Raw genomic sequence first — 17,562 nt, forward strand, 5'->3', positions numbered from 1 at the left:
ACCGCCTTCTTTGCCAAGATGACCTCAAGCAGCGAAGACGAGGATGACGAAGGAGCGACTGCGGTCGCCGATATCGAGAGCATCCTCGGCCTATTCACCGCTCGTGGTCTGCCTACCAGGATGTTGCGCTGGCACTATCGCAGCCGCCACCAGTCTTTGATTGCGGTCAGTAATCGCCAGTTTTACGAGAACAAGCTTTATATCGTGCCGAGTCCCTACACCGCGCAAGGTGGGCGAGGGTTGCGATTTCACCATATTCACGAGGGACTGTTCGACGCGGGAAACAAGCGTACTAACACGATCGAAGCGAAGGCGGTGGCGCAGGCGATCGTTGCCCACGCGCGCACGTACCCAAAGCTCTCCCTGGGCGTAGCAGCCTTCTCTGCCGCACAGCGTCGCGCCATCATTGACGAGCTTGAGCTTTTGCGCCGCGGGTTGTCCCCGGAGGTTGAGGAGTTCTTCAAGGCGCATCGCTCGGAGCCGTTCTTCGTTAAGAACCTGGAAAACGTCCAGGGTGACGAGCGGGATGTAATTTTCATTTCTGTCGGATACGGTCGATCTGTGCCTAACGGTCGCGTACCGATGCGCTTTGGCCCGTTGGGTACAGCGGGTGGCGAGCGACGCCTGAATGTTTTGATTAGTCGCGCCAAGCAGCGATGCGACGTGTTTGCGTCCATGACAGACGAGGACATCGACCCGGCCTATGCGGCGGAGCGAGCGGGGGTCAACGCGTTCCGAATATTCCTTCAGTATGCCCGCACGGGACGCCTGCCAATGGCGGAGGTCACGGGGCGCGACCATGACAGCATTTTCGAAGCGCAGGTGGCCAACGCGCTCCGAGCGAGAGGTTACGAGGTTCAGGCGCAAGTGGGTCTGGCTGGTTTCTTCATTGATCTGGCTGTCCTTGATGCTGAGCGACCGGGACGATTTTTGTTGGGTATCGAATGTGATGGCGCGGCTTACCACAGTGCACGCTCGGCTCGAGATCGCGACCGACTGCGGCGTATGCGGTCTTTTAACGACGCCCATCAGAGGTTGGGAGTGGCAGGCATGCTCCATGGCATGAGGGCGGCATAGTCGTCGGCGGTTGCGGCGAGCGGCAACCTGGTGAACAGCCAGACCAGATAGCGATACGGCTCGACGCCGTTCGCCTTGCACGTCTCGACGAGGGAGTACAGGTTGGCGCTGGCCTGCGCGCCAGCGACAGTATCGGAGAACAGCCAGCCCTTGCGGCCGACGACGAACGGCCGGATCGCGTTCTCGCACAGGTTGTTCGAGATCGGCCAGTTGCCGTTACCGACGTATCGGACCAGCTTGGGCCACTGTCCGCTCATGTACTGCAATGCCTTGCCGAGCAGACTCGACGGCACGACGCCCGGCAGATGCTCAACCAGCATGCGCTCGATGATGGCGAGCACGCGGGCGCTGTACCGAGCGCGCAGTCGTTGCCGACGTTCAGACTTCCACTTCGCGCTGCGCACCTCGGCCGCGAACAGCTTGCCGATCAGCACGACGAAGCGCGTGGCCAGCAGATCCGGCGAGCGTGCCGCCTTCGGCACCGACTCCTCGGCCTTGATGAAGCTGCGGCGCACGTGTGCCCAGCATCCGAGATGCACGAGCTGGTGATCGTGGGCGATTCCGTTGTAGAGCTCGTACCCGTCAGTCATCAGCACGGTGCCAGGCTGCACGCCAGCATAGAGCTTCTGCGCATGCTGGGCGCCGCGCCCCGGCGAGTACGAGAACATCCGTACTGGTGGCCCCGAGCCGTTGACCTGCGCCCACAGGTAACTCTTCGCCTGCGGCCTTCGTCCCGGTTCCTTCAGCACCTGGAACGTTGTCTCGTCGCCGTAGATCAGGTCCGACTCGAGCAGCGCGTCGCGCATCAGGTTGATCACCGGCTGCGTGGCCAGTCCCACCCGCACCACGCTGGCGGCCAGCGTGTTGGACGAGATGTCGCCGCCGAAGCGACGCAGCAGCGTGGCTTGGCGATACAGTGGCATACCGTACTGGTACTTGCCAGTGATGATCCACGCCAGCGCGGATTCCGTGAGCAACCCGCGCGGGATGATACGCGCTGGCGCCGGCGTGACCTTGATGCCGAGATCACAGCACGGGCACGCGTACTTGACGCGCTGGTGCTGAACGACGCGGACCTGCTCGGGAATCACGTCAAGCTGTTCGCTCGTCTCGACGCCGATCTCGACGAGAGCCTGGCCATCATGCGCGCAGAATCGTTCAGACTCGGGTAGTTCGTGCCGCACGACCTCGCGCGGCAAGTTCGGATCGAGTGGTTTGCGTCCGCGCTTGCCTCGCGTGTGGGCGGCGACAGACGTGCCGGGCGCGTCCTCGCGCGCGGGCGCATCGGTAGTGGTGGCCAATGCTTCAGCTTCGTTGAACAGGCCGAGTTGGTCGGCATGGCGCGCCTCGCTAGAGGCACCGAACAGTTCGTGCTTGTAGGCCCGCAGCTTCTCTTCGGCCAGATCGCGCTGGGCCGTCACGAGTCGAAGCTCACCGCGCAGCGCGTCGCGTTCGGCGCTCGCGGCAATCAGCGCTTCGTATTCCTCCGCGCTCAACATGACGGGGCTATTCGGCATGGCCGATTAGACCATGCCATCTGCGTAGTGTTCAGCTCATCCGCGCGTAATATCGCTGGGGATGCTTCTGGATCACGGCCAGGTCGATGCCGTCGAGCAGCCAGTGCAACTGCTCAGTGCTGAGCGTGATCGTGTCGCCGCCGTTCGGCCAGACGAAGCGGTCGGCTTCGAGTCGCTTGAGCAGCAACCAGAAGCCGTTGCCGCCCCAGCCGAGGATCTTGACTCGATCACGACGGCGGTTGCCGAAGACGAACAGCGCCGAGGTCATTGAGTTCAGGCGCATCGCCTGTTCGACCAGGATCGACAGCCCGTTGATGCCCATGCGGAAGTCGACGGGATCGCGATGCAGGTAGACCTTCAGCCCTTCGTCGAACCGGAACACGGCAGCCTCCCGAGCATCTGGATCACCGTGGCCAGCTCATCGACACTCGCCTCGCCGAGATCGAATTCGACACCATTGGACAAGCGCACATGTAACGAGAGCGCCATCAACGACGGGGCTGGTGGCAATACTGGGGAAGCGGCAGGCACAGTCGACGCAGTCGTGACGACAGGAACGAATGCTCGCGCTTCACTCATTGGAACCCGATGTGCAGTGCCCGGAATGTCGATCGATACGCCGTCGATCACCAGCGGGTCCGGCCTCGTCGGGGTTTGCAGCGTATGCTGCTGATGGCGCGAGATCCAGCGACGCAACTGGTTCGGATTAACGTCATGGTCCATGGCCGCCCGGGCGATCGATACCCCCGGCCTCAGGCAAAACTCGACCAGCTCCCGCACGGCATCTTCATCAAATTCCCGCCGGCCATCCCGTCTGCGGCCAACCACCAGTCTGCTTCGAAGGTCCTGTTTCTCTGTCATCACGGTCTGAGTGCATGTGTCCACGCGGACACTTAGCATCTGACCTTCTGCCTACCATTGGTAGGGCGTCGTTTATTGACGGCTTACACTGCGGCAGACAATCTTGGAGGAGCACGGTTGGACTATCCACCGGATTTGGAGTACGGACTGGTTTCAGCGCCCGACCGAGCAATTGGACGCATTGATTCGCCGTATTGAGGCTATCAAGGTCGACTTCGATGAGTTGCAGGAGGACGTTGCGCTAGCGGAGCAGTTGGATGCGGAGGCGCCCTACGTGGAGCGTGAGGCCGTGACCGACGCAGAGGACGCCGCCGGTTTTGCGCCATATGAAGAAGTGACGTTGGTGCGTCCAAGTCATCTCGTCGGAGAACTCCACGAGGCGCCACAGGGAGCGTTGACGGAATTAGTAGTCCAGGCTGTCCAAGTTGAGGGGCCAGTACATCGAGATCACATCGTCACTCGGATGCGAGAGGCGTGGGGCTTGAAGCGGACCGGCGGTCGAATTGAAGACGTGGTCGGGCGGTCTATTGACATTGCAACGAAGACGGGGCGCATCACTCGATCGGGAGAGTTCCTGTCAACGCCTAATAGTGTACCCGTGCCTCGTGATCGTTCGGGGGTAAATGCCATCGCCCTTCGTCGAGCCGACATGCTGCCGCCAGCGGAGATCGAAGCTGCCGCCCTTCAACTGATTGAAAGAAGTTTTGGTGCGACGCGAGATCAGGTTATTCAGGCCGTGTCGCGTGGATTCGGCATCCGCAACACGAGCAATCAGGTACGAAGTGTGCTGGAACAGGCGGTCGATGCCCTGATTTCTCGACAGCAATTGAAGGAGGTTGCAGGGGTACTGACCACCACGGATGAATCGAGGCGGTCAATTCAATAACGAACGAGGGGGTATTTCAGCGTACCGGGCTAATCGCGGGGGAATCGGTTCAATCCGCCGCGGTTGCTTTACGGCAGACATATGGTTTTTGTGGAGTTCGCATGCCAACGCTAGGGGTCTCTGTGAACTCGCTGACATCGAACCTCTGAATCGCCGTCCGGAAGTCCTCGCGAGACTCGCGCGTCGTTTGCTGGGCCGGGAATGTTGGGGCAGTTTACAAGCAACATGACCGCGGCATTTGGGGCACGAGGCCGAACTGGCTATGTCAGGGCGCGATATGGCGACGCCATAGATGTCCGTCTCTGGCGGGACGAAAGGAAACCGTGAGGAATGTTGTCGTTTTCGACGGGTGTCGTCTGAGCATCGACAGTCACGCCGATGACTGCGCGGGCTCTTTGGTCAGATAGAACGAAAAACGGGCCGAGAGCCCGTTTTTTACTACTAGTGTCCTGGCGGAGAGAGGGGGATTCGAACCCCCGATAGGCGATTAACCTATACACGCTTTCCAGGCGTGCGACTTAAACCACTCATCCATCTCTCCGGAAGAGCGAGAGTATATCAAACTCTGGCGGATGGTCGCCACCCCCTTTGGCGATCCGCCAAAATCGGCCGGGAAGCCGCCTCCCGCGGCTCGCACGGCGGCCCTGCGTCGTTTCGAATGCGGCCGTGCAGAAGGACCGCGCCCCCATTCACGCCCGTGCCGGGACCCACGGCCGCGCGAGTCTGCTATCTTCCCGGGCATTCCATCGCTTTCCCGCCTCTCCATGACCGACCGCATCGTCGCCGCATTCGATTTCGACGGCACCATCACCACCACCGACAGCTTTCGCCATTTCGTCCGCTACGCGGTCGGCACGCCGCGTTTCGCATGGGCCGGGCTGCGCGCGCTGCCGTGGATCGTCGCGATGAAGGCGGGCCTGTTGTCGCGCGGCGATGCGAAAGCGAAGTTCGCGTGGTTTGCGCTCGGGCCGATCCGCGAGGACGCGCTCGACGGATTGGCGCGCAGCTTCGTCGACGGCTACCTGCCGAACCTCGTGCGCCCGGACATGCTGGAACGGGTGCGCGAGCATCAGGCGCGCGGGCATGAAGTCGTGCTGGTCAGCGCATCGCCGTCGCTGTATCTGGAGAAATGGGCGAAGACGGCCGGTATCGACACGGTGCTCGCGACGCGCCTCGCATTCGAGCGCGGCACGTTCACCGGACGGCTGAACGGCGAGAACTGCTGGGGCCCGCAGAAGGTCGTGCGCTTGCGCGGCTGGTGGGGCAACCGGCTGCCCGCGAAGCTGTTCGCCTACGGCGACAGCCGCGGCGACAAGGAAATGGCCGAACTCGCGAACTGGGCGTGGATCCGTGGGCAGGGGCCGATGCCGCCGATCGGCGACTGATGGACTGACGGGACCGGCGCGGCGAGCGACGCCGCGCGCTGCCGTCAAGCGTCGGCCCGCCGCGTGCCGCGCACACCGCGAACCGGACGATACGCGCCCCACCGATTCGCACGCCTGAACGTACCGACGTCGTTGAACCGCACGCCGACTTCACGCAGTGCCTGATGCGCGGTGCGCGCGGTGAGCTGCCGGATGTAGAACGGATCGCGCACCACGAAGTGATGGATCGCGTGCGTGCTGCCGAAGTTGAAGCAGAACAGCTGGAACGGCAGCATCCACCATGGATTCAGCACCTGCGTCTGCTGGATCACGTTGCGCGAATCGATGTCGCCGAAGTAATGCATGTTCGAGCTGACGAAATTGATGCAGAAGCTGCGCACGAAGTTCGGCTCGAGCCACACGACCGCGAGGAAATCGACGACGTGCATCACGCGCTCGACGACGGCCGGCACGGTCACCGCATAGCCGAGCGCATGCAGCGCGAACAGGCCGGCGTGATAGACGATGAACGCGTGCCACAGCGCGTAGTACACGTGACCGATCGGCATGTAGGACGACACCTGCTCGATGCGCAGTTGCACGCGTTCGGCCGCATCCTGCACCGGCTGCGCGGCCACGTACTGCTTGACCTTGCGGCGCATCGCATCCGGCCGCAGCACGACCGCGAGCATCCCGTCCGCAATCATCAGCAGCCGCTTCACGCCCCAGCGTTCGCCGTTGGTGATGCCGAATTCCTCGAGATCCGAGTCGCCGCCCGACACCTTGTGGTGATGCAGGTGCATGCGCCGGCGCGTCCACGGGTTGATCGTGCCCGGCCGCGTGAGCCAGCACAGCGCCATCATCAGATGATAGGCCCACGGCGTCTTCTTGAAGTACATCAGGTGGATCAGGTCGTGCTCGAGCTCGTGGATCAGCGACGTGACGAACGCGGCGAGCGGCAGCGCGACGTACCACGCGATCGCGCCGCGCGCATACAGCCAGGCGATCGCGAGCATCGCGCTCACCGACACGGCCATCACGGTCGCGCCGACGAGGTTCTGGTTGTCGAGCAGCGGAAAGCGCACGCGGATCGCGTCGCTCGCGGCGTTGACCTCGCGGCGGACGTACGCGACCTTGTCGGCGTCGTGGCGAAAGACGGTTCGTGCAGATTGGCTCATCGACCGGAATCCGTGCGGAAAGAGTGGGGCGCAATGCCGATGTGACAAGCATAGGTGCGCGTCGTGGCGCATGCGAGGGCCGCCGGTGCCATTGATGGTGTCATTTCGGGCCACATGGGCCCGCCCGCCGGCGCGCGATGCGGCGGCATGCGGCTAGAGTGCCGCCGTGGTGTCATTGCGGGCCAGCGACGCTACAATCCGCCGAAACCGCTCCGGAGTCCGCCGCATGGCCCTGTCCGTCCCGGATGCCGCGCGCCAGCTGAACAAGGCGACGGTATCGTCCGCGTATGCGCTGTTCATGCTGATGCTCGCCGAGGAGCGCGGCATCGACGGCGGCCGGATTCTCGCCGGGTCGGGCGTCGAGCGCGACCGGCTTGCCCGGCCCGACGCGCGCATCACGCCGCTGCAGCAGGCGGCGATCGTGTTCAACCTGCTCGAGGCGACGGACGATCCTTCGATCGCGATCGAGATCGGCCTGCGCAGCAGTCTCACGAAATCCGGGCTGATCGGCTTCGGGCTGATGAGCTGCGCGACGCTCGGCGAGGCGATCTCGCTCGGGATCCGCTATCTGCCGACGCGTGTGCCGTTTTTTTCGGTGCGACTCGCGCAGCTCGACGGGATCGTCGATATCGACGTGCTCGAGGCGTTTCCGCTCGGCCGGCTGCGCCAGTTCGCGGTGGAAAATTTCCTGGTCGAGACGGCGATCCTGTTCAACTCGCTGCTCGATCCCGCGCCGGGTCGCACGCTGCAGTCGCGCGCGGAGCTGCATTTCGAATGGCCCGAACCACCGTGGTTCGAGCGCTATCGCGCGCGGCTGCCGCGCTGTCATTTCGACGCGAGCGCGAACCGCATCCGCTGCGACGCCGCGCTGCTCGACGAGCCGATCGGCACCGCGAACGCGCAGACCGCGCAGATGATCGTCCAGCAATGCGAGGCCGAGCTCGCGCGGCTCGGCTATGCGGAAAGCATCGTCGAGCGCGTGCGCAACCTGCTGATCTGCGGCGACGCCGGTTATCCGTCGGTGGACGAAGTCGCGCGCGAGCTGCACGTGTCGGCGCGCACGCTGAAACGCAAGCTCGCGGAATTCGGCGCGACCTATTCGGCGCTGCTCGACGAGATCCGGCTGCGCGATGCGCTCCGGTTGCTCGAGGGCACGCGCCTGCCGGTCGACGAGATCGCGGCGCGGGTCGGCTATACCGACCGCGCCAATTTCACGCGTGCGTTCAAGCGCTGGACCGGCGTCGCGCCGAGCGAGCGGCGCTGAGGGCGCGCAGGGCGGCGCGGGCCGGTGTCGGTCGTGCGCCCTGCGTCGATCCATCGATCATTCGACCCGTCAGACGATCGCAACCCAGTTCGCGCCGCGACCGCCCGGCACGCGCGCATGCAACGACAGCGTGCCGTCGTCTGGCTCGATCGCGTAGACCGACACGTATGCCGACTGCTCGCCGCATGCGACGAGCCAGCGTCCCGACGGATCGATCGCGAAGCCGCGCGGCTGCGTTTCGGTGGCCGTCGCGTGCGCGGGTTCGAAGGTGCCGTCCGCATGGCGGCGATAGCAGAGCAACTGGCTCGACGTGCGTTCGCTGACATACGCGAAGCGCTCGTCGGGCGTCAGGTGGAGATCGGCGGCCCACACGGCGGGTTCGGTCGGCGCGGGCGGGCGCGCATGGCCTTGCGCGAGGTCGGCGACGGCCGGGTGACGCGCGCTGACCTGTGCGTCGCCGAGGCGGCCGCTGTCGACGTCGCGCGGGAAGGCCGCGAGCGTGGCCTGGAATTCGCTGACCGCGACGAGCGTGCGGCCGTCGCGCGCGAAGCGCAGGTGACGCGGGCCGAAGCCGCCCGGCACGCGCGTTTCGCCGTGCTCGACCGCGCGCAGGCCGCCGGCATTCTCGACCAGCGCGAACGTGAAGATCCGGTCCGAGCCGAGCGAGCTCACGTATGCGAACCGATTGTCCGGCGATACGACGACGGCATGCGCGTTCGCGATGCCGTCCGCGACCTGCAGCGGCTCGCCGTCGCCGTCGCGCACGCGCGCGGCGTCGTAGAGGCTCAGCGCGTTGCCGCCGTACGACGCGCCGAGCAGCCAGCGGCCGCTGCGATCGAGCGACAGGTACGCATGGCTCGCGTCGATCGCGGTCGCGCCGATGCGGGCGAGCGCGCCGGTGCCCGTCGCGACGCGGAATGCGACGATCGTCGGTTCTGCGCCGCGCGTCGCGACGTACAGCCGCGCGCGATCGGGCTGCACGGCGACCGGCATCGCGACGTCGCCGGCCGGGTAGCGGGCGAGCGGCGCGAGCGTGCCGTCGGACGTGAGCGAGAACGTGGCGAGGTCGCCGTCGACGGCATTCGAGACGACGACGGTCAGGCGGTCAGTGTTCGGCATGACGGAGCATGGTGGTGTTCGTGAAGGACTCGTCGGCCGGCAGGCCGCGCGGCGGATCGCTGCGCCGGTGCGTGCGGGCGAACAGCGCGGCGACCGCGGCGACGAGGGAGGCGATCGCAAGCGCATACAGGCCGCCCGTGATCGAACCCGTATGTTGCTTCAGATAGCCGAAGGCCGTTGGCGCGACGAAGCCGCCGAGGTTGCCGACAGAGTTGATCAGCGCGATCACGGCCGCGGCCACGCGTGTGTCGAGGTAGCCCTGCGGGATCGGCCAGAACAGCGACGCCGCGGCCTTGAAGCCAAGCGCGGCGAAGCAGATCGACGCGAACGACCAGACGGGATCGTGCGACGTCGACGCGAACAGCCCGCACGCTGCGAGCACGAGCGCGAACGACAGCCAGCGCTGCGGATGCTTCCACTTCGCGGACAGCACCGCGAAGCCGTACATCGCGCCGATCGCGATCATCCACGGAATCGTGTTGTAGAGGCCGACCTGGAAATCGGTGAGGCCGCCCATCTTGCGGATGATGGTCGGCAGCCAGAAGGTGGCCGCGTAGATCGTCAGCTGGATCGCGAAATACAGGAAGCAGAACAGCATGATCTGCGGGTCGCGCAGCAGCGTGGCGGCGGATACGTGCACTTTCGAGCGCACGTCGCGGGTCGCGCGTTCTTCATCGAGCGCGTTCTGGAGCGCCGCGCGTTCGTCGGCGGTGAGCCACGTCGCGTCGCGGATGTGCGACTTCAGCAGCAGCCAGCTCGCGCCGCACAGTGCGACCGAGAACATCCCTTCGATCAGGAACATCCACTGCCAGCCTTGGAGGCCGAAGCCGTGGATCGACAGCAGCGCGCCGGTGATGGGCCCGGACAGCACCGACGCGAACGCGGAGCCGCCGAGGAAGATCGCCATCGCCTTGCCGCGCTCCTGTGGCGGCAGCCATTGCGACAGGTACAGCACGACGCCGGGGAAGAAGCCGGCCTCGGCCGCGCCGAGCAGGAAGCGCAGCACGTAGAACGACGTGTCGTTCCACACGAACGCCATCGCGGCGGCGACGATGCCCCACGTCGCCATGATCCGCGCGAGCCAGATGCGCGCGCCGTAGCGCTGCATCAGCAGGTTGGACGGCACTTCGAACAGCGCGTAGCCGACGAAGAACAGGCCGGCACCGAGCCCGTACGCGGCCGCGCCGATACCGATCGACGCTTCGAGGTGGCGATCGACGAAGCCGACGTTCACGCGGTCGATGTAGTTCGCGATGAACATGATCAGCACGAGCGGCAGCACGTGCCATTTCACTTTCGAGACGGCGGACGCGAGCGGGTCGCGGCCGGGCAGGGCAGGCGTGGTCAAGGGAGTCTCCGGTCGGGCGGCGGACGAGGGCGGCGGCCCGCGTCGGCGTCGGGTGGTGATCTAAGTAGTATGTCGTCGTATGACATGGTACGCCTGAGATTCTGCGATGGCGTCGCGGGTTTACCCGGAAAATGCGCAAATATTGGGCGATATCATGAGGATCTCATCAGCCCTCATCACATCCGATGACGTATGACATGGGTGGCGGCTAGACGAACGACAACCGGCGCTCGGCGGGCTGCTTCGCACCGCCAGCGGCGTCACCCCGGGGGCGGCGCCGCTACGCCATCGACACGACGCTGTTCAGCAGCATTTTCACGAGCACGGCCTGGCGCGTGGCGCCCGTCTTCGCGAAGATGCCGCGCAGGTGCGCGCGGGCGGTGTTCTTCGTGATGCCGGTGGCGGCGGCCGCTTCGTCGAGTGTCAGGCCGTCGACGAGCAGCAGCGCGATCTCGGTTTCCATCGGCGTGAGGCGAAACAGCCGGTGCAGCATGTCGCGCGAGGTCTGCGGCGACGACGCCGGATCGCGGACGAACACCGCGACGGCCGGCCGATGCTGGCGGTCCTCCGCGCCGCGATAGGGCGCGAGCGGGCGCAGCAGCACGTTCAACGGCATCGCGCCGCCGGGGCGCGACAGCGTGGTGGCCTCGATGCGCCCGAGCGCGCCCGTGCGGAAATGCTCGAGCGCGGCCTGCAGCGCCTTCTGCAGCCGGCGCTCGTCGAGCGGGCACGACGCGTGGAGCCGCTCTTGGCGCAGGCACAGTCCGTCCTGCTGCGCGATCAGCCGTTCGGCGATGCGGTTGTGCTTGATCACGCGGCCGTCCTCGTCGAGGATCGCGGTGCCGACGTCGAGCCGGTCGACGGTGCCCGCGTACAGCGCGCGCTCGGCGTCGAGCACGTCGAGCGCCGCATGCAGCTCGACCGCGCGCTGCAGGTGGGGCAGCAGCGTCGCGACCTGCGCGCGTTCGGCCGCGTCGAAATCGCGGGCATGATGCGCGCGGCTCACGAAGAATGCGCACTCGACGCCGCGCTCGCCGCGCAGGTTCGCGCCGAGAATGAAGCGCAGGTCGAGCGGCTGCAGGTACTGCCGGTAGAAATCGTGCGCGCGCCAGCGGGCGGCGCCGAACAGCCCGTCGGCCGTGAACACCAGGCCGGGCGTCTGGTCGAGAAACGGGCACAGCGCATAGAACTGCTCGCTGTACGACGGCTCGCCGGGCAGCAGCGGGCCGTCGGCCGATGCGTTGATGATGAGCCCGCGCCGCGAGCCGCCGGGGTTGCGCAGCACGAGCGTCGTGAAGCGCGCGTCGAGCCGCACGCGGATCGCTTCGAGAAAGCCCGCCCACGGCGTCGTTTCGGACAGGCCCTGATAGACGAGCCCGAGCCACGCGCTGAGTTCGCGGGCCGTCCATGCCGCGTCGTCGAAACCGTCGTGCGCGGCCGTGTCGTCGGGCGCCAGCGCGATCCGCATGCTCGAGTTCTCCTGGGGCGGGGTGAATGCTTCCGGCCCAGCATACCGGCCGGCCGGCGGCCCGCGTCATCCGAACGGAGTAGACGACGCGGGCCGTGCCCGTGCGACGCGGCCGGCGAGGGTCAGGCGACGCGCTCGCGCAGCAGGTACGCGACGATGCGGTCCGCCGCCGCTTGCGGCGACTCGGCCACCGTGTCGATGCGCAGTTCCGGCTGCGCGGGCGGCTCGTACGGCGAGTCGATGCCCGTGAAGTGTTTCAGTTCGCCCTTGCGCGCCTTCTTGTACAGCCCCTTCGGATCGCGTTCCTCGGCAACCGCGAGCGGCGTGTCGACGAACACCTCGACGAACTCGTCGGCACCGACCAGCGCGCGCGCCATGTCGCGTTCCGCGCGGAACGGCGAGATGAACGACACGAGCGTGATGAGCCCGGCGTCGAGCATCAGCCGCGCGACTTCGGCCACGCGCCGGATGTTCTCCACGCGATCGGCCTCGGTGAAGCCGAGATCGCGGTTGAGCCCGTGCCGCACGTTGTCGCCGTCGAGCAGGTACGTGTGATTGCCGAGCGCATGCAGCCGCTGCTCGACGAGGTTCGCGATCGTCGACTTGCCCGCGCCGGACAGCCCGGTCAGCCATACGATGCGCGGTGTCTGCGACTTCTGCGTCGCGCGCGCGTCGCGGTCTACGTCGACGGCCTGCCAGTGCACGTTGTGCGCGCGGCGCAGCGCGAAGTGCAGCATCCCGGCGCCGACCGTGTCGTTGGTGAAGCGGTCGATCACGATGAAGCCGCCCGTGTGACGGTTCCGGTCGTACGGATCGAACGCGACGGGCCGGTCGAAGCTCAGGTTGCACACGCCGATCTCGTTCAGCGCGAGCGTGCGCGCGGCGAGGTGCTCGCGCGTGTTCACGTCGATCTTGTACTTCGGCGTCGCGCAGGTCGCGCCGACCGTCTGCGTGCCGAGCTTCACGAGATACGGCCGGCCGGGCAGCAGCGGTTCGTCGTGCATCCACACGAGCGTCGCCTCGAACTGATCGGCCACCTCCGGCGGCGCGTCGGCGCGCGCGATCATGTCGCCGCGGCTGATGTCGATTTCGTCGGCGAGCGTGAGCGTCACCGCTTCGCCGGCACGCGCGACGTCGGCTTCGCCGGCCGGCGTGATCACCGACGCGACGCGGCTTTCCCGGCCGGACGGCAGCACGCGCACGCGTTCGCCGACGCGCACTTCGCCGGACGCGATGCTGCCGGCATAGCCGCGGAAGTTCAGATGCGGACGGTTGACCCATTGCACCGGCAGGCGGAACGGTTCGTCGCGCGTCACGCGCTCGACGAGCGGCAGCGTGTCGAGATGCTGCATCAGCGGCGGGCCCGCGTACCACGGCATCCGCGTGCTCGACGCGATCACGTTGTCGCCGCGCAGCGCGGACATCGGAATGCTGACGATCCCGTCGAGACCGAGCTCGGCCGCGAACGCGCGATAGTCGGCGTCGATGCGCTCGAACACCGCGCGGTCGTAGTCGACCAGATCCATCTTGTTGATCGCGAGCACGACGCGCCTGATACCGATCAGCGCGACGAGATGGCTGTGGCGGCGCGTCTGCGTGAGCACGCCCTTGCGCGCGTCGATCAGGATCACCGCGAGGTCGGCGGTCGACGCGCCGGTGATCATGTTGCGCGTGTATTGCTCGTGGCCGGGCGTATCGGCGACGATGAACTTGCGTCGCGCGGTCGCGAAGAAGCGGTACGCGACGTCGATCGTGATGCCCTGTTCGCGCTCGGCCGACAGGCCGTCGACGAGCAGCGCGAAATCGAGGTCGCCGCCTTGCGTGCCGACTTTCTTCGAATCGGCTTCGAGCTGGGTCAGCTGGTCGTCGAACAGCATGTTCGATTCGTAGAGCAGGCGGCCGATCAGCGTGCTCTTGCCGTCGTCGACGCTGCCGCACGTGATGAAGCGCAGCAGGTCTTTCGTCCGGGCATCGTCGGCGTGCGGGACGGGAGTCGGGTGCGCGAGCGCCTCGGGCGCGGTGAGAGCGTGTGCCATCAGAAATATCCCTCCTGTTTCTTCTTTTCCATCGAACCGGCCGAATCGCTGTCGATCAGGCGTCCCTGGCGCTCGGACGAGCGCGTGTCGCGCATCTCCTGCAGGATCTCGGCGAGCGAGCTCGCGTCGCTGTCGATCGCGCCCGTGAGCGGATAGCAGCCGAGTGTGCGAAAGCGCACCTTGCGCAACTGCGGCACTTCGCCATCGCGCAGCGGCAGGCGTTCGTCGTCGACCATGATCAGCGCGCCGTCGCGCTCGACCACCGGCCGCTCCTTCGCGTAGTAGAGCGGCACGATCGGAATGTCGTGCAGCCGGATGTATTGCCAGACGTCGAGCTCGGTCCAGTTGGAAATCGGAAACACGCGCAGGCTTTCGCCGCGGCGCTTGCGCGCGTTGTACAGCGACCAGAGTTCGGGCCGCTGGCGCTTCGGGTCCCAGCGGTGCTGCGCCGAGCGCAGCGACACGATGCGCTCCTTCGCGCGCGATTTCTCCTCGTCGCGGCGCGCGCCGCCGAACGCGGCGTCGAAGCCGAAGTGGTCGAGCGCCTGCTTGAGCCCTTGCGTCTTCCACACGTCGGTGTGCACGGCCGAGCCGTGCGTGAACGGATTGATGTCGTTCGCCACGCCGTCGGGGTTCACGTGCACGCGCAGGTCGAGGCCGAGACGCTCGGCGGTCGCGTCGCGAAACGCGATCATCTCGCGGAACTTCCACGTCGTATCGACGTGCAGCAGCGGAAAGGGCGGCTTCGCCGGGTAGAACGCCTTCATCGCGAGATGCAGCATGACCGAGCTGTCCTTGCCGATCGAATAGAGCATCACCGGGTTTTCGCTTTCCGCGACCACCTCGCGCATGATGTGGATGCTTTCGGCCTCCAGTCGCTCCAAGTGGGTCAACATCGTTCGTCTCCTTGTTGCATGCCGGCGCCGCGCGACATGTGCGGCGTTTCGTGCATGACGCCAACGGTATCGAGCGACGGCGGTGCCGCTCTTCGTCCGGGTGGACTAAACCGCGGCACGGCGGCGCAGCGGATCTTTCCTTAGTCCACCCGGACGAAGTGGCGCGTGGAGCGCTCGCTTAAGGTGAGCGCTCGACCACCGGCGGAGACGACACATGACGGACGACACACGTGCCACGCAACTGCTTTCGGGCCAGACCTGGGCCGATTTCTGCGACACCCTGAAACGCAGCGGACAGCAGATCCTGCGCGCCGAGGCGCCGGGCGATCCGCTCACGCGCGCGGAAGGGTTCCGCTACCTGAGCCGGCTGTTGCGCATCGCGCTCGAAATGCACGTCGAGTTCGCGGACGGCGCATGGCCCGGCTTCTTCTCGCCGTCGCACGAGACCGCGAAGATCGGCGCCGACAATCCCGACAACCTGTACCAGTACGCGCGCCTCGACGGCCGCTGCGACTATCGCGTGACGGGGCGGCGCGGCACGGTCGCGTACCTGAGCTTCGGCACGCAGAAGGGCGGCTACGAGACGGACGGCAAGATGCTGCAGACCGGGTTTCTCGATGCGAAGCAGCTCGAGATCGCGCCGGACGGCAGCTTCGAGATCGTGCTGAGCGCGACGCCGCGCGCGGGCAACTGGGTACGCATGGAGCCGGATACGAACGCGCTGCTGGTGCGCCAGACCTTCCTCGACCGGCGCGCCGAGACGCCCGCGCAACTGAAGATCGAGCGCATCGGCGCGCACGAGCGCCCGGCGCCGCTCGACCCGCTCGTGCTGCAGGGCGGCCTCATGCGCGCCGCGCGGTTCGTCGAGCAGACGTCGAAGCTGTTCGCTGACTGGGCCGCGAGCTACGGGGCGCACGTGAACGCGCTGCCGCCCGCGGACCAGGCGCTGTGCCAGTCGGTCGGCGGCGATCCGAACATCTACTACTACCACTCGTGCTGGTCGCTGGCCGACGACGAGGCGCTCGTGATCGACGTCGACACGGTGCCCGACTGCGACTTCTGGAACGTGCAGCTCAACAACTACTGGATGGAGTCGCTCGACTACCGGCACTTCGACATCTGTGTGAACAAGCACGGCGCGCGCTTGAATGCCGACGGCGGCGTGACGGTGGTGGTCGCCGCGTCGCGGCCGGGCGACGCGAACTGGCTCGATACGGCCGGGCATCGCACCGGCACGATCTGCTGGCGCTGGGTCGGCGCCGCGCGGCCGGTGCATCCGCGCACGCGCGTCGTCAAGCTCGCCGCGCTGAAGGAGGCCGCATGAACGCGCCGCTCGACCGGATCCGCACGCTGCTCGATGCCGACGGGCTGATCGCCGAGGCCGTGTCGCGCACGGGCGGCCTCGCCGCGTTCGGCGACGGCCCGTATCGCGAGGCGCTCGACGTGATGTGCGCATCGCTGATCGACGAGGCGCAGCTCTCCGCGCGCGGCGCGGAGATGATGCGCGAGAAGCTCGTCGGCCAGCTCGCGAACCGGCTCGTCGTCGAGGATTACTGCCGTCGTCATCCGGAGATCGCCGACATCGAGATCGACGATCCGCTCGTGATCGTCGGGCTGCCGCGCACCGGCACGACGCTGCTGCAGCGGCTGCTCGCGGTCGACACGCGCTTTCATTCGGCCGCGTGGTGGGAAACGCGTTATCCGGCGCCGCTCGCTGGCGAGACGCTCGACGCGCCGACCGTGCGCATCGCGCGCGCGCAGGCCGAGGTCGCGACGATGATCGACTGCATTCCGCAGATCCTGACGATCCATCCGCTCGACGCGATGCTCGCCGACGAGGAGTTCATGCTGATGGAGCATTCGTTCGTGTGTGCGATGGATTCGTACGCGAACGTGCCGGGCTATACGGCGTGGCTCGCGAAGCAGGACCTGACGCCCGTCTATACGTATCTGAAGCGGATGCTGCAGTTCCTGCAGTGGCAGAAGGCGCGGCGCGGCGTCGCGCCGGCCGAGCGCTGGCTGCTGAAGACGCCGCAGCACCTGCATGCGCTCGACGTGCTGTGCCGCGTGTTTCCGCGCGCGCAGGTGGTGCTCACGCATCGCGATCCGGCGCAGACGATTCCGTCGATGGCGAGCATGGCACACACGCTGTGGCGGATGTACGCGGACGACCCGGATCCGCGCACGGTCGGCGCGCAGTGGAACGCGGGGATGGCGCGCGCGATCGGCGCGGCGATGGCGGCGCGCGACGCGCTGCCGCCCGAGCGGTTTCTCGACGTGCGTTTCGAGGACACCGTGTCGAATCCGCTCGGCGTCGCGCAAGCCGTGTACCGCTTCGCCGGCATGCCGCTCGATGCACGGCAGCGCGCGGCGATGACGGACTGGATCGCGCGCAACGGCCGCGACAAGCGCGCCGCGCACGACTATTCGATCGCGCGCTTTGGCTTCACCGATGCGCAACTGGCGCACGACTTCGCCGCGTATCGCGCGCGGCACCTGCGGGCGGCCGGCTGACGGCGCACCCGTGAGACCAACGATAACCAGGAGA

15 protein-coding genes and 1 tRNA gene are annotated in these 17,562 nt (G+C 66.5%); 6 read left to right on the top strand and 10 right to left on the bottom strand.

What is annotated here, in order from left to right; genetic code table 11:
• Positions 1–18: 18 nt before the first annotated feature.
• A complete protein-coding gene (locus WS87_RS06665) occupies positions 19–1,077 on the top strand; it encodes an AAA domain-containing protein (RefSeq protein ID WP_059820915.1) in 1,059 nt (352 codons plus the stop codon).
• On the opposite strand, the gene tnpC is transcribed toward WS87_RS06665, so the two are convergent.
• Genes tnpC through WS87_RS06680 form a run of 3 tightly spaced genes read right to left on the bottom strand, consistent with a single transcriptional unit; the run spans position 1,029 to position 3,494 of the window.
• Positions 1,029–2,594, bottom strand: a complete 1,566-nt coding sequence (gene tnpC / locus WS87_RS06670) for an IS66 family transposase (protein ID WP_059820731.1) — start codon at positions 2,592–2,594, stop codon at positions 1,029–1,031. The two genes, WS87_RS06665 and tnpC, sit on opposite strands and share 49 nt — an antisense overlap.
• Before the next feature lie 31 nt (positions 2,595–2,625).
• Complete coding sequence (tnpB, locus tag WS87_RS06675; protein WP_059531434.1) at positions 2,626–2,976, bottom strand: IS66 family insertion sequence element accessory protein TnpB; 351 nt, start codon at positions 2,974–2,976, stop codon at positions 2,626–2,628.
• Positions 2,952–3,494, bottom strand: a complete 543-nt coding sequence (locus WS87_RS06680) for a transposase (protein ID WP_059531437.1) — start codon at positions 3,492–3,494, stop codon at positions 2,952–2,954. Before WS87_RS06680 ends, tnpB begins: the two co-directional genes overlap by 25 nt.
• A 133-nt stretch (positions 3,495–3,627) precedes the next feature.
• Here WS87_RS06680 and WS87_RS06685 point away from each other — a divergent pair, with 133 nt between their 5' ends.
• On the top strand, positions 3,628–4,341 hold the full coding sequence (locus WS87_RS06685; protein WP_236873214.1) for a DUF3320 domain-containing protein: 714 nt from the start codon (positions 3,628–3,630) through the stop codon (positions 4,339–4,341).
• A gap of 450 nt (positions 4,342–4,791) precedes the next feature.
• Here WS87_RS06685 and WS87_RS06690 read toward each other — a convergent pair.
• Positions 4,792–4,882 (bottom strand) — tRNA-Ser (locus tag WS87_RS06690).
• 223 nt (positions 4,883–5,105) lie between these two features.
• Here WS87_RS06690 and WS87_RS06695 point away from each other — a divergent pair.
• On the top strand, positions 5,106–5,726 hold the full coding sequence (locus tag WS87_RS06695; RefSeq protein WP_059535722.1) for an HAD family hydrolase: 621 nt from the start codon (positions 5,106–5,108) through the stop codon (positions 5,724–5,726).
• 44 nt (positions 5,727–5,770) lie between these two features.
• Here WS87_RS06695 and WS87_RS06700 read toward each other — a convergent pair whose 3' ends face one another.
• Positions 5,771–6,883, bottom strand: coding sequence for a fatty acid desaturase (locus tag WS87_RS06700; RefSeq protein ID WP_059817922.1), 1,113 nt, complete (start codon positions 6,881–6,883; stop codon positions 5,771–5,773).
• A 226-nt stretch (positions 6,884–7,109) separates the two neighbouring features.
• On the opposite strand from WS87_RS06700, the gene WS87_RS06705 reads away from it, so the two are divergent.
• The gene (locus WS87_RS06705) at positions 7,110–8,147 is read left to right on the top strand and encodes an AraC family transcriptional regulator (RefSeq protein WP_059817920.1); all 1,038 of its coding nucleotides are present in this window, start codon (positions 7,110–7,112) and stop codon (positions 8,145–8,147) included.
• 69 nt (positions 8,148–8,216) lie between these two features.
• Here WS87_RS06705 and WS87_RS06710 read toward each other — a convergent pair whose 3' ends face one another.
• The 5 genes from WS87_RS06710 to cysD form a co-directional block, all read right to left on the bottom strand.
• Positions 8,217–9,266 carry a lactonase family protein gene (locus WS87_RS06710; RefSeq protein ID WP_059817919.1) on the bottom strand — a complete coding sequence of 350 codons (1,050 nt, stop codon included), beginning with the start codon at positions 9,264–9,266 and terminating at the stop codon, positions 8,217–8,219.
• Positions 9,253–10,614: an MFS transporter gene (locus WS87_RS06715; RefSeq protein ID WP_059817917.1), complete on the bottom strand. Its 1,362-nt coding sequence runs from the start codon at positions 10,612–10,614 to the stop codon at positions 9,253–9,255. The genes WS87_RS06710 and WS87_RS06715 overlap by 14 nt, the downstream gene beginning before the upstream one ends.
• A 280-nt stretch (positions 10,615–10,894) precedes the next feature.
• Complete coding sequence (locus tag WS87_RS06725; protein ID WP_059817915.1) at positions 10,895–12,082, bottom strand: helix-turn-helix transcriptional regulator; 1,188 nt, start codon at positions 12,080–12,082, stop codon at positions 10,895–10,897.
• Positions 12,083–12,204: 122 nt separating this feature from the next.
• Positions 12,205–14,118: a sulfate adenylyltransferase subunit CysN gene (cysN, locus tag WS87_RS06730; protein ID WP_059817914.1), complete on the bottom strand. Its 1,914-nt coding sequence runs from the start codon at positions 14,116–14,118 to the stop codon at positions 12,205–12,207.
• Positions 14,118–15,014: a sulfate adenylyltransferase subunit CysD gene (gene cysD / locus WS87_RS06735; protein ID WP_059817912.1), complete on the bottom strand. Its 897-nt coding sequence runs from the start codon at positions 15,012–15,014 to the stop codon at positions 14,118–14,120. The genes cysN and cysD overlap by 1 nt, the downstream gene beginning before the upstream one ends.
• A 214-nt stretch (positions 15,015–15,228) precedes the next feature.
• Between cysD and WS87_RS06740 the strand changes: the two genes are divergently transcribed.
• On the top strand, positions 15,229–16,338 hold the full coding sequence (locus WS87_RS06740) for a DUF1214 domain-containing protein (protein ID WP_059817910.1): 1,110 nt from the start codon (positions 15,229–15,231) through the stop codon (positions 16,336–16,338).
• The gene (locus WS87_RS06745; protein WP_059817908.1) at positions 16,335–17,528 is read left to right on the top strand and encodes a sulfotransferase family protein; all 1,194 of its coding nucleotides are present in this window, start codon (positions 16,335–16,337) and stop codon (positions 17,526–17,528) included. Before WS87_RS06740 ends, WS87_RS06745 begins: the two co-directional genes overlap by 4 nt.
• Positions 17,529–17,562 lie beyond the last annotated feature (34 nt).

The sequence above is a fragment of the Burkholderia sp. MSMB0856 genome (assembly GCF_001524645.2).
Taxonomy (GTDB): domain Bacteria; phylum Pseudomonadota; class Gammaproteobacteria; order Burkholderiales; family Burkholderiaceae; genus Burkholderia; species Burkholderia diffusa.

Excerpts from the sequence above, each read along its gene's own strand:
- WS87_RS06665 (WP_059820915.1), top strand. The coding sequence starts at position 19 with ATGACCTCAAGCAGCGAAGACGAGGATGACGAAGGAGCGACTGCGGTC.
- tnpC (WP_059820731.1), bottom strand. The coding sequence starts at position 2,594 with ATGCCGAATAGCCCCGTCATGTTGAGCGCGGAGGAATACGAAGCGCTG.
- WS87_RS06680 (WP_059531437.1), bottom strand. The coding sequence starts at position 3,494 with ATGCTAAGTGTCCGCGTGGACACATGCACTCAGACCGTGATGACAGAG.
- WS87_RS06695 (WP_059535722.1), top strand. The coding sequence starts at position 5,106 with ATGACCGACCGCATCGTCGCCGCATTCGATTTCGACGGCACCATCACC.
- WS87_RS06700 (WP_059817922.1), bottom strand. The coding sequence starts at position 6,883 with ATGAGCCAATCTGCACGAACCGTCTTTCGCCACGACGCCGACAAGGTC.
- WS87_RS06705 (WP_059817920.1), top strand. The coding sequence starts at position 7,110 with ATGGCCCTGTCCGTCCCGGATGCCGCGCGCCAGCTGAACAAGGCGACG.
- WS87_RS06710 (WP_059817919.1), bottom strand. The coding sequence starts at position 9,266 with ATGCCGAACACTGACCGCCTGACCGTCGTCGTCTCGAATGCCGTCGAC.
- WS87_RS06725 (WP_059817915.1), bottom strand. The coding sequence starts at position 12,082 with ATGCGGATCGCGCTGGCGCCCGACGACACGGCCGCGCACGACGGTTTC.
- cysN (WP_059817914.1), bottom strand. The coding sequence starts at position 14,118 with ATGGCACACGCTCTCACCGCGCCCGAGGCGCTCGCGCACCCGACTCCC.
- cysD (WP_059817912.1), bottom strand. The coding sequence starts at position 15,014 with ATGTTGACCCACTTGGAGCGACTGGAGGCCGAAAGCATCCACATCATG.
- WS87_RS06740 (WP_059817910.1), top strand. The coding sequence starts at position 15,229 with ATGACGGACGACACACGTGCCACGCAACTGCTTTCGGGCCAGACCTGG.
- WS87_RS06745 (WP_059817908.1), top strand. The coding sequence starts at position 16,335 with ATGAACGCGCCGCTCGACCGGATCCGCACGCTGCTCGATGCCGACGGG.